Origin of the sequence: Acetobacter lambici, assembly GCF_011516885.1 — a bacterium.
Classification (GTDB): Bacteria; Pseudomonadota; Alphaproteobacteria; order Acetobacterales; family Acetobacteraceae; genus Acetobacter; species Acetobacter lambici.
The window spans coordinates 1-10,975 of the sequence record NZ_WOTD01000054.1; the positions used below are offsets into that span (position 1 = coordinate 1).

The window sequence follows — 10,975 nt, forward strand, 5'->3', positions numbered from 1 at the left end:
GCGTCGCATTCGTCTGCCTCCCTCAAAGCGAGAAAAACAGTCAGCACAGGACGCCGGAAAGTACAACCCTCACGTACCATACTCAGGGCTTAACTGACGACACGCCGTAGAGAATTGCTTGTGAAATTCTTTGAATTGCATTTCTGCCAAATGATTTCATTCACAAAATTGTTTGCGCCAAAAATCTCGTCAAGCATACAGCGCAGGTAGTGACTCTTGTGCCAATCGCAGTGAAGAAAGATCAGCCCATGTGCTGCAAGTAGCTCTCTGAGCATAACAAGTCGCTCGAACATGAATTGAAGATATTCGTCGTTCGACCAAATATCGCCGTACTGCTTTTCCTCGAAAGACGATTTATCGGTCGTAGCTTTTCTGCCGCGAGACTCAATAATCTTCTTGTAATCCGCCTTTGAGTCAAAAGGTGGATCGATGTAAATCATGTCTACCTTGCCGCGAAAATCTCGGAGGAGATGGCTCAAGACTTGAAGGTTGTCGCCCCAGAAAATCTTGTTGCGCCAGCCATCGACTTCATCGCCGTGCATCTCTTTGAGCTGAGCGGGGTAGAACTGGGTCGAGGCGAACGGGCGCTTTCCGCGCCAGTTGAGCATGGGATAGCCCTTGATCGGCTCGAACTTGTATTCCTCGACCCGGCCTTCCTCCTGCCGACCCAGGTCCAAGCTTTCCTGTCCGTCACTCACTCGCATTTACCCTTCCAAGAATTTCCAATTTTTCATGTCACAGTAGAACCGCGCGTCGCAGTCCTCGCATTTCTTCCCCGGCCGCGACTTCATCCGGTAATCGCGGCCCTCGATCCGGCCAACGATCCGGTCAAAATCCGCGATGGTGCGGTCGATGGCCTTGCTGTCCTTATCCCAGCTGATGAACGGATTTCCGCTCTCCTCGCCGGTATAGTAGAGATGAGTGCGGCTGACCATGTGGCCTGTCCTCTCCTCCACCAGGTGCGCGTAGACCTCAAGCTGTTTCCGGTATTGTTGCAGCCTCTCCCGATCCCGCACCAGGTCAGGCTTCTTCTCGGCCTTGAAGTCGATCAGCTCGACCGTATCCCCTTCGCCACGGATCAGGTCCACCGATCCGTTGAGGATGTAGGTGTCCTTGACCATGGAGATATCGACCTCGGCCTCCTTCAGCCGGTCGAAATGCCGCCGCTCGCGCTTCACATAGCGTTCGACATGGCGAAGCGCCGCCCCCTTCGCGAGCTGGTTGAGGTACTGCCGCTCTCGCCGGGACAGGTAGTGGTAGTTGGTTTCGAACCAATCCTCGACCTGGCTGGCGGTGACGATGTGCCCCTCGCCGCGCAGCACCGCCTTGTGGACATCCTCAATCGTCTGATGGACGAGCGTACCGAAAAGCTGGGCGCTTGCGCGGACGGGCGTAAATTCGAGCTCGCGGAAGAAGCGATATTGCTCCGCGCAGGTCTCAAACAGCGCGATGTGGGAGGTGAAGCTGTATTGCCGCTTGAGGTTGATCTGCTTCACCACATCGAAGTCGATGCGCTCGGCATGAAACACGGGATCGCGCCAGTTTGGCAACTCTCCCCAAGCGTCAGCGAAATGTTTCGAGGGCGCCCGGCCGCGTCCCTCCTTCTCCTCGGTGGCGAGCACCAGCAGGTTTTGGGCTCGGGAGAAGGCGGTATAGAAGAGACGCCGGAAATCGAAATTCTTGATCCGGTCGAGCGGCTCGAACGGCCGCTTGGCGAGGTATGGCTCCATTGCCACATCGATGTCCGTCCACTGCTTGCGGGGCACCGCCTCAAGCGACCCGCAGACCACGACGGGAAATTCCAGGCCCTTCGATTGGTGAACGGTCAGGAAGGAAACGCACCCGCTTGGTGCATATTCGCTGTCGTCCTCGTACTCGTCGATGCCGCCGTCATAGAGGAAGCGCAGGAACTGGTTGAACAGATTTAGCAGGTCGCGATCCAGGTATTCCGGGTTCACGACGGTGATGAAATGCAGGTATTCGAATTTGGTCAGCAGCTGCGAGAGCAGGGCGAGGTTGCGCGATGCGCGCCCCTTATCCACCCCATTCATCACTTCCTCGCCGAGGAAGCGGCTGAACAGCGGGAACTGTAGTAGCTGGTAGAACAGCCCGGTCAGGCCATAGTCGGCCGCTTCCGTCATCGCTATGTGGCGCTTGGCGAGTGGGCGAACGAACGCAAGCAAGCTCGCGTTCTCGGACTTGCGTAGCTCCTGCGCGAACGCCTGGAAGCACTGGTGATCGTAGTAGTCCCAGATCGCCAGTTCCATCCCCTCCCGCGTCTGCCTGATCGAAGGGTAGCGGGGGAAGAGGAAGAGCAATGCCCCGATCATCAACCGGACTTCTTCGCGTTCGAAGAAGAGGTTCGAACGAGGGGAGTAGACGGGGATGCCATTCGTTTCCAGATGCCGCGCCAGAGCGAGCACCTTGTCGTTCTTCACCGACCGGAACAGGAACGCGACCTGGTTCCAATCGGTCAGACCCTTGTCGCGGAGCGAGTGGAGGAAGTTCACTACCTCCTCATGGAAATCGGCGTCATCGGACTGGCGGAGCTTCACGACGGACGGCGTGTCGGGAAACTGCTCGTCGCGCGCGACGATGCTCTTGTCGAAGCGGAAGGTCCTGTCGCCTTCGCTCCAATCCTCGTCCGCGATCCAGCGGTTGTAGAAATCGATGATATCCGGCGTTGACCGGTAGTTGATCGTCAGGCGCTCCTGCTTGCACCGACCCGGAGCGAAATTGCTGGGAAACTCCAGGATATTGCGGATGGTCGCACCGCGAAACCGATATAGGCCCTGGTCATCATCGCCCACGACGCAGATGTTCTGCTCATCCCCGGCGAGAAGGAAGAGCAACCGCTCCTGGATGGTGTTCGTGTCCTGGTACTCGTCCACCATCAGGTGGGTCAGTTCCTGGCGGACCTCGCTCAAAACTGCCGGGTTTCCCTCCAGCAATCGCAGGGCCTCCGCCTGGATGCCGGAGAAGTCCAAGGCGTTCTGCTCAAGCATCAGCTCTTGATAGAGGTCGGCAGCGTGGCCGAGCGCGACAATGGCGGGATCATCGCCGGTCTTGAGGGCCGCGACATCAAGCGCCTCTTCGGCGACCTTGTTCAGCCACTTCATCAGCTGGGTGGCGCGGTTCCAGCGACCGGTTTGCTCCTTCCCGATGACGAGATCGATGTCGGCGATCTCCTCGAATTTGCCCAGGCGCTGGAACAGAAAATATTGCTGGTCGAACTGGTCGAACAGGGAAAAATTGCGCTTGAGGCGTGTGAACTCGCGATGATCCTTCAACAAACGCAAGCAGATTGAATGGAAGGTCCCGATATACATCTCGTTGATGTTGAACGAGATGCCGAGCTCAAGGAGGCGGTTGGACACACGGGTGATCAGCTCACGTGCGGCCTTCTCGGTGAAGGTTACTACCAGCAGTTGCTCCGGCCGCTTCCCCTCAACCCGGATCAGCCGAACGATGCGCTCCACCAGCGTGTAAGTCTTGCCGGAACCAGGTCCTGCGATGATCAGGACTGGGCCTTGTGTTGCCTCGATTGCTGCCTGCTGGTTTAGGTTTGGTCCTGCCATGTGAACAGCATAATCGAGCACGCCGTATTTTGTGAGGACGCGACCCATGCGTTGTCCTCATGACTCCATGCCAAAAGAGCCATCAGTCACCAGTAGCCTTCTCAATGGCTAAAATAAGGCTCGAAAGCTCGCCTTGCTTGGTCAAAATCGCATCGAGCGCGGCTCTCACTTCGCTCTCTGGAATGGCTTGGCCGGGCGCGTCCACAAGCCACAATTTCAAGAGACCACCCAGCCGCCCGAAGTCACCCCGTAACCGCCCAACCGCATAGAGGGTTTCAAGGTCGATCTTGCTTGGCGGTTTGTATCCAAGAGCCAGCTTCCGAAGCAGGGCAGAAACAGGAAGCCGCACCTGCCGGGCTGTATCTTGAATGGCCTTCCTCTCGTCCTCTGTAACGCTTACCCAAATAGGTTTTTTTGAGCGCGGACCGATGTGCTTCTGCCGCCTTTTCTTGGCGTCATTTTCTCCTGACATATTTCCCCTGCCCTCCTGATTCCGCATTGAGCCGAAGGCGAATAAGCACGTCGCCCCCTATGGGGCGACCTATCTTGCTTTCAAACATCACGCGATAATGTGCAATTATATGCGAATGCACTCTTGGCCTCACGACCAATAAGATTTTCGCGTATATTCGCCTATAATTGCATATATTGGATTATATTAGCACATATTCGCAACCTAACAGACAGGTTATGCCTTGGAAGTGGTTACAATGACGCCAAATAAGAAGGGGATGGCTCGCGTGAGGTTTCTTGCCCTGAAATCCGTCATCGCAGAAGAGTTGGGGCAAGGTTACAACAGGTCAGATGTCTTCCAAAAACATCACGATGCTCTTCAGATGAGCCACAGTCAGTTCACCCGGCACGTCAGAAAATTTATTTTGGGACAGTCCTTCCAGAAGCCCAAAAAAGAGCCGCCTTCTGCCTCCTCCACAGCCCTTGCAAAACAAAGCCCAAAGGCAGCTTCCAAACGCCACGCTTTCAGCCCAAGGCCACTAAACTTCCATCCGAGCCCTGATCCTGAGCTCATTGCCCACTGGCTGTCTCCCGCAGACGGCTCAGAGAAATAATGAATTGCATGCCGTTTAAACGCTACGATCAAAGTGTTTAAACGCCCTCGCCTCTCGACTACATCCTATAACGAGGAGCGCCGCGGTAGACATATCCCCAGCTGGAAGAGCCCCTCAGACGTTAAAAGAATATATTTAAGTTAAAACGCGCGCGCGTGTTACGGGTTAGAAAAACATATCAGTTTCAACATGTTATATACCACTCGTGTGGGTGAAAGTACGTGTCCGGGCGTGTGTAAAGGTACGTGCTAATCCACAGGGAAACGTGGGTGAAGGTACGTGTCATTCCACAAAGCTGTCACCACTTATCAACAGGGCATTTTTGGAGGATCAGGTGTTCAATATCGCGCTGCTGCTGATGAAATGAGCGCCCCGTTCAGCGACAGATTGCGGGCAGCCGCTTTTTAGTGATCTTCTCTATTGGCAAAGAAAGTTACGTGGTCACGCTCTGTATCGAGCGATATCCGATAATCAGGTAGCAGGTTGATAACAGACAGTTCCTTTATCTGCCGTCGAAACTCTCTCAACGTCGCGGTACTGCCGCTTTTCGCGTACAGGACCGTCACAGACACGCGCCATTTTGGCTGAAGACCACAATGTTTGCGGGCAAGTTCATATATGCGCCGCTCAAGCGGCTTGCGGAGTTTGAAATAGTCCCGTGAAAGGGTCAGAATCCGCATGGTCGCAACAGAACGGAATAGCCAGTGAGGCAAATCCACCTCAATGGCGGTCACACGATCATCTGTTGGCGACTTTTCTACAATGCGCCATGAATCAATCAGTCCAAAGCCGCGTCGCTCACGCTGTCCATTCGTCTCAATGTTAGTCTCGATGCCAGTCCCTCTCAGCCTTGCAAGCATACCGACTATACGGCGGTAGCCGACACCCCCTGTTGAGCGGTTCGTACTACGGAGAAAATCATAGGCCGTAAAACGCACTGTTGGTGTTATGGGGCGCCCACGGTTCTTGGCCTCCACCAACTGACTGATGCAATAAATCCATAGGTCCTTGTCATGTATGGTCGCACAACCATCCGCCCCGGGCTTCACGGTCACCACGAGACCGTTACGCTCATAGGTTCTGACACGCCTATCGCCCGCTTTTAACGCAAACAGTGGATGCTCCATGCTAACCGCGTCACCCTTTGGTGCAGCGGCCAGAATGTCTGCAACGAAAAAGCCTTCCCGACGGCAGAGGTCTGCTGGGGAACCTTTTGATGCCTTGCTGACGGCACGCTGTTCCCAGAGAATGGGAGACACAGGCGTTACAAACAAGCTCTGAAATCAGAAGCGCATACCAGGACGCTGCGCCTGAGCACCCTGTGCCTTGCGCGTCTCAATCCACTCTATGACCTCTTCAAGATCCCACGCCACGTTTCTACTGGTCAGCGCGATACGGCGTGGAAACTCGCCACGCCGCTCCATGTTAAAGATAGTTCTTTCGGCTAGCGGTATCATCGCGTGAAGCTTTTTGCGGTCAATAAGAACCCTAGCCGTGTTTCCCATTTCTCTTCCCTCTGCACCCTTATGACAATGTGCTTGAGGCTACCTGCTGCTGCCTGCTGCGGCTGGGAAAAAGATTGAATTTGGTTGACACTGCAGACATAAATTGACCATGGCCAAAGATTACGAAACCCACCTTGCTTTCGATCCGATCCTCGAGCGCGTAGTTACCAAACGGGAAGCCACCGGTCGCATTGAGGCCAAGCTTGCAGACAATCTGACATGGTGTTTTTGTGAGCTTTGTGGAAATCTCACTGAATATTCAGCAATACGCTTCAATCCAGTTGTAGTAAAAAAGCTGAAGAACGAAAACGCCAAGCTTGTTCCTCTAACAGAAAAAATGATTTCGTTAGGGCTGGAGAGAGCAAAGAAACTAGCTAAACATTATTCAGAGGCCTTGTCAGGAAAATATGGCCCTCATAAAGCGAGCCAAATGATCGCTCGTTATGGCGATCTAGTCGAGATGCGTGCAGATTGTTCCGTAGAGAGTTTCCACGAATACATCGAACCAAAAATGAAGTTACGGGAGCATGCACGTCATAGTGACCTTGCGTGGACAACTCGCTTGGCAGGCTCTGCCTCTGATAGCCCTAAACCTAGTAAGTTATATTGTGAGAAACACCATCCCAGCAGAAGTGATTCTTCAAGAAGAGCCTATCACCGTGATCGAAGATTCATTTGGGAATACCGTGCCCTGATGGAACAGATTTGGACCCATGGTTTCAACAATTTGACCCTCTCCGGCTGGGACATTGAAGATCATGCGGACGTACGGAGAGAAGCTTATAGGCAAGTCAAAGCCTTACGATCTCCCACAAGCATGCTTGATGATTTTCTCTCAAAAGGCACAATGACGCAGGCTGAAATAGCTCGGCAACTCGGCATTTCCCGCCAAGCCGTTTCAGCAGCCATCAAACGACGCGCCCTAAAAAAACGTCAAGAAAGCGATCGTTAACGTGGCTTGATCGTCCATTCGTCAATCATATCAGCCCAGTCTTGTAGCATAGCGGTGCGCTGCTCGCGGTATTCCGCTTTGTTATAAACAGCTCTTACGCCTTTCTGCTCATGAGCAAGACACTTCTCGATCCAGTCAGTATTGTAACCTGCCTCATGCAACAAAGTACTTGCCGTCCTGCGCAAATCATGCGGCCCGAACTTCGCAAGCGACTTCCCCTCTTTCTGCGCAAGCCTGTAAGTCAACGTCAGGACTTGGTTCAGCGTCGCACTGCTCATCGGCTGATCGGTGTCATACCGCGATGGCAAAATGTATTCGGAGCCGCCCGCGAAGGTTTTCAAGGCAATGAATATATCGAGCGCCTGTCGGGACAAAAACACCAAATGGGGATTGCGCCGCTTCATCCGCTCCTTGGGGATGGTCCATAGCGCCTGACTGAAATTAACCTCGCTCCAAGTGGCGTTGGTTAGCTCGCTCTTTCGGACCATCGTTAGCAGCAGCAATTTGGCGGCGGCCCTGATCGAAGGGGTTGTCCCGATGCGCTCCACGTACTGGTACATCAGCCCAATCTCTTCCGGCGTTAGCGCCCGGTCCCTTGGCTCGAATTTCGCAATGGAGGTAGGCCGGACCAATTCAGCCGGATTTTCGACCTTCTGCCCCCGTTCGATAGCCCACCGGTAGACTTGGAACATCACCTCTCTTGCGTGGACGGCTGTCGCTGGAGCGCCACGTTCGACGATGGCATCGGTCAGCGCCCGCAGGTCTTCGTGGGTGATTTCAACAAGCTTCTGACTGGCAAATTTAGGCTTCAGTTCACGCTCGTAGACAGATTTGCGCATATCACGGGTGGAGTCCGCCATCTGATATCCGCGCAGCCACTTCTCGGCCCACGCTCCGAACGTCTCCACGCCCTTGATCCGTGCCTTGTCGCGCGCCTTCTCCTTGGCTGGGGACTTTCCGGCGGCGACCAGCTTTTTAGCCTCTCCCAACTGCTCACGCGCTTCGGCGAGGGTGATCCCCCCAACGCCATACCGCCCGAAGGTCAGGGTCTCCTGCCTTCCATGGATCGCATAATTATATCGGAACGAGATGCTGCCCGCAGGCGTCACCGCGACGTACAACCCATCGCGATCATTCACCTTGTAAAGTTTATCCGTCGGCTTGAGGTTGCGCAGTTTGGTATCGGTCAGCATCGGTTCATGGCACTCCAAACAGCGATACCATGATTAAAAACCATCAAAATAACCGGATAAAATCCTTATTATTCATATGGTTATTAAATATCGATACCATGACACTCATAGAATGTCCGACATGGTATTAACAAAAATCATGGCATCAGACTCAGTCAGTGCCACGCACTATGCCATAAAAAATAACTGCTTGGCGATACCGTTCGATGCCAGACAATGCCGGACCAAAAAACAAAAAAGCCCGCATTTCTGCGGGCTTTAAGGCACTTCCATGCCGGGTGGTGCCACCCTGTGCCAGACGCGGGATCATTCCCACTCAATCGTGCCCGGGGGTTTGGACGTAATGTCATAAGTCACGCGGTTAATACCCCGTACCTCGTTCACAATCCGTCCGGCTACCTTGGTCAGGAAGCTCATATCAAACGGGTACACATCTGCCGTCATGCCGTCCGTGCTGGTCACGGCGCGCAGTGCACAGGCCTGATCGTAGGTACGGCCATCGCCCATAACGCCCACAGTGCGCACGGGCAGTAGCACGGCAAAGGCCTGCCAGATTGCATCGTACAGACCAGCAGCGCGTATTTCTTCCAGAAAAACAGTATCAACCTTGCGCAGCAGATCCAGTTTTTCACGCGTGATGTTACCAGGAATACGAATGGCAAGCCCCGGACCGGGGAACGGATGCCGCCCGACAATCACTTCAGGAATTCCCAGCTCACGCCCCAGATCGCGCACTTCATCCTTGAACAGTTCACGCAGGGGTTCAACAAGCTGCATGTTCATGCGGTCAGGCAGGCCACCCACATTATGATGGGACTTGATGGTCACGGACGGGCCACCCGTAAAGCTGACACTCTCAATAACATCGGGGTAGAGGGTGCCCTGAGCAAGGAACTGCGCCCCACCCAGCTTGGTCGCTTCTTCCTCAAACACTTCTACAAACAGGCGGCCAATGGTCTTGCGCTTGATTTCAGGGTCCGTCACGCCATCAAGTGCTGACAAAAAGATGTCAGACGCATCGCGGTGGATCAACTGGATGTTGAACTGGCCGCGGAAGGTCTTGATAACCTCTTCCGCCTCTCCCGCACGCAGCATGCCGTGATCAACAAAAATACAGGTAAGCTGTTCACCAATGGCCTCATGGATCAGCACGGCGGCAACGGAGGAATCCACCCCGCCAGACAGGCCACAGATAACCCTGCCGGTCCCGACCTGTGCACGGATACGGGCAATTTCCATTTCGCGGAAACCCGCCATGGTCCATGACCCCGAGCACCCTGCAACATTATGCGTAAAGTTTTGCAGCAGAGCAGCGCCATGGGGCGTATGCACCACCTCGGGGTGGAACTGCACGCCATAAAGACGACGCCCTTCATCCGCGATAACTGCAAACGGCGCGCCCTGACTGACCGCCACAGTCCGGAACCCCGGCGGCAGCGCTACCACACGGTCACCATGGCTCATCCAGACCTGTTCACGGCCACCGCGTGCCCATGCACCACGGAACAGGGCGCAGTCTTCTACAATATCCACAAAGGCGCGGCCGAACTCACGGTGTTCACCGCTTTCCACCTCGCCACCCAGTTGCTTGCACATGGCCTGCTGGCCGTAGCAGATGCCCAGAACGGGCACAGCCATCTCGAACACCACATCTGGAATTTTGGGGGCATCAGGGCCATTTACGCTGGCAGGCCCGCCAGACAGAATAATGCCACGCGGGGCAAAAGAGCGTATTTTTTCGGCATCCGTCGTAAACGGCCAGATTTCGCAATATACGCCACTTTCGCGCACACGGCGGGCAATCAGCTGCGTAACCTGACTACCAAAATCCAGAATCAGAATACGGTCATGGTGCAAAGCTTCATCCAACACAACAGGGGAAGCAGGCTGAGCGGCATCGGACATGGGTTATGGTTCTTTCTGGTCTGCGTCAGGGTTGGCTTTCTTGTGTAGCGGCGACAAACACACTCTAAGGCCCACCACTAAGTAAGTATGACAGCGGATATAAAGCCATGCGGCGGCCTCGTCACCCTATAAAACCAGAATAACTGGCAAATCTGTTTTCTGCCCGGGCTTGCCACAACCTGCTTATCACCCCAGATTCAGACAGACAGCACTGGAGAGGCCCCAATATGAAAAACAGACACTTGCAGTTATGGGCATGCGCCGCCCTGTTGAGCATAGGATGGACTGCCTTTACGCCCGCACCGGCACAGGCCGCCACCTCCGCCGCCAACGACCCCTATGGGGAGTGGACGGGCATGCTGGTGACAGACAAAGGCCGCGACTGCCCGACCGAAGGCCTGTCCTACATGCTGATCCAGCCCACAAAAATGATTTTTGTACCCCAGATGGGCAATCTGGTGCTGCACGGCGTCCCCAACAAGGAGCGCCAGCATTACCACGCCCAGCTTATTATGCAGGATGCACGAAAGCAGTCCCTACCGATGGTTTTTGAAGCCCACCCCATAGATGACATATTCGAGGGTGTTTACGGCACACCCACCTGCCGCGCGCATATTATACTCCGCCGCCCCGAGAACCACCCGATGGATAACTTTTTGAACCGGAACTACGGCGTGTCGTCAGTTAAGCAGGATGATGATTGAGGCGAACTGCACGGCTGCGAGGAAGGTCGATTTCAGTTTATCGTAGCGGGTTGCGATAGCGCGAAACTGCT

Annotated in this window: 10 protein-coding genes and 1 pseudogene; 3 read left to right on the top strand and 8 right to left on the bottom strand. The window is 54.5% G+C overall.

Annotated features, from left to right (window positions below):
• Nucleotides 1-89: 89 nt before the first annotated feature.
• Genes GOB86_RS16555 through GOB86_RS13505 form a run of 3 tightly spaced genes read right to left on the bottom strand, consistent with a single transcriptional unit; the run spans nt 90 to nt 4,050 of the window.
• A complete protein-coding gene (locus GOB86_RS16555) occupies nt 90-698 on the bottom strand; it encodes a DNA methyltransferase (RefSeq protein ID WP_198912047.1) in 609 nt (202 codons plus the stop codon).
• A gap of 6 nt (nt 699-704) precedes the next feature.
• Nucleotides 705-3,626: an ATP-dependent helicase gene (locus GOB86_RS13500; protein WP_198912048.1), complete on the bottom strand. Its 2,922-nt coding sequence runs from the start codon at nt 3,624-3,626 to the stop codon at nt 705-707.
• Between the two features lie 34 nt (nt 3,627-3,660).
• Nucleotides 3,661-4,050, bottom strand: a complete 390-nt coding sequence (locus GOB86_RS13505; protein ID WP_165993077.1) for a plasmid mobilization protein — start codon at nt 4,048-4,050, stop codon at nt 3,661-3,663.
• Between the two features lie 238 nt (nt 4,051-4,288).
• Between GOB86_RS13505 and GOB86_RS13510 the strand changes: the two genes are divergently transcribed.
• A complete protein-coding gene (locus tag GOB86_RS13510) occupies nt 4,289-4,645 on the top strand; it encodes a TraK family protein (protein WP_165993079.1) in 357 nt (118 codons plus the stop codon).
• 404 nt (nt 4,646-5,049) lie between these two features.
• Here the strand turns inward: GOB86_RS13510 and GOB86_RS13515 are convergent, their stop codons facing one another.
• Nucleotides 5,050-5,904, bottom strand: a complete 855-nt coding sequence (locus GOB86_RS13515; protein WP_338421534.1) for a replication initiator protein A — start codon at nt 5,902-5,904, stop codon at nt 5,050-5,052.
• A gap of 24 nt (nt 5,905-5,928) precedes the next feature.
• Nucleotides 5,929-6,150, bottom strand: a complete 222-nt coding sequence (locus tag GOB86_RS13520; protein WP_165993083.1) for a helix-turn-helix transcriptional regulator — start codon at nt 6,148-6,150, stop codon at nt 5,929-5,931.
• 109 nt (nt 6,151-6,259) lie between these two features.
• On the opposite strand from GOB86_RS13520, the gene GOB86_RS13525 reads away from it, so the two are divergent.
• Nucleotides 6,260-7,102 carry a winged helix-turn-helix transcriptional regulator gene (locus GOB86_RS13525; RefSeq protein ID WP_165993085.1) on the top strand — a complete coding sequence of 281 codons (843 nt, stop codon included), beginning with the start codon at nt 6,260-6,262 and terminating at the stop codon, nt 7,100-7,102.
• Here GOB86_RS13525 and GOB86_RS13530 read toward each other — a convergent pair.
• Nucleotides 7,099-8,295, bottom strand: coding sequence for a tyrosine-type recombinase/integrase (locus GOB86_RS13530; protein ID WP_165993087.1), 1,197 nt, complete (start codon nt 8,293-8,295; stop codon nt 7,099-7,101). The genes GOB86_RS13525 and GOB86_RS13530 overlap by 4 nt on opposite strands.
• Before the next feature lie 306 nt (nt 8,296-8,601).
• A complete protein-coding gene (gene guaA / locus GOB86_RS13535) occupies nt 8,602-10,200 on the bottom strand; it encodes a glutamine-hydrolyzing GMP synthase (protein ID WP_165993089.1) in 1,599 nt (532 codons plus the stop codon).
• A 227-nt stretch (nt 10,201-10,427) separates the two neighbouring features.
• Here guaA and GOB86_RS13540 point away from each other — a divergent pair, with 227 nt between their 5' ends.
• Nucleotides 10,428-10,904, top strand: a complete 477-nt coding sequence (locus tag GOB86_RS13540; RefSeq protein ID WP_165993091.1) for a hypothetical protein — start codon at nt 10,428-10,430, stop codon at nt 10,902-10,904.
• On the opposite strand, the pseudogene GOB86_RS13545 reads toward GOB86_RS13540, so the two are convergent.
• Nucleotides 10,881-10,975: pseudogene (locus GOB86_RS13545) on the bottom strand (IS5/IS1182 family transposase); the annotation flags it as partial. The gene GOB86_RS13540 and the pseudogene GOB86_RS13545 overlap by 24 nt on opposite strands.

Coding starts and splice junctions, on each gene's coding strand:
- GOB86_RS13540 (WP_165993091.1), top strand. CDS start 10,428: ATGAAAAACAGACACTTGCAGTTATGGGCATGCGCCGCCCTGTTGAGC.
- GOB86_RS13520 (WP_165993083.1), bottom strand. CDS start 6,150: ATGGGAAACACGGCTAGGGTTCTTATTGACCGCAAAAAGCTTCACGCG.
- GOB86_RS13500 (WP_198912048.1), bottom strand. CDS start 3,626: ATGGGTCGCGTCCTCACAAAATACGGCGTGCTCGATTATGCTGTTCAC.
- GOB86_RS13525 (WP_165993085.1), top strand. CDS start 6,260: ATGGCCAAAGATTACGAAACCCACCTTGCTTTCGATCCGATCCTCGAG.
- guaA (WP_165993089.1), bottom strand. CDS start 10,200: ATGTCCGATGCCGCTCAGCCTGCTTCCCCTGTTGTGTTGGATGAAGCT.
- GOB86_RS13505 (WP_165993077.1), bottom strand. CDS start 4,050: ATGTCAGGAGAAAATGACGCCAAGAAAAGGCGGCAGAAGCACATCGGT.
- GOB86_RS13530 (WP_165993087.1), bottom strand. CDS start 8,295: ATGCTGACCGATACCAAACTGCGCAACCTCAAGCCGACGGATAAACTT.
- GOB86_RS13510 (WP_165993079.1), top strand. CDS start 4,289: ATGACGCCAAATAAGAAGGGGATGGCTCGCGTGAGGTTTCTTGCCCTG.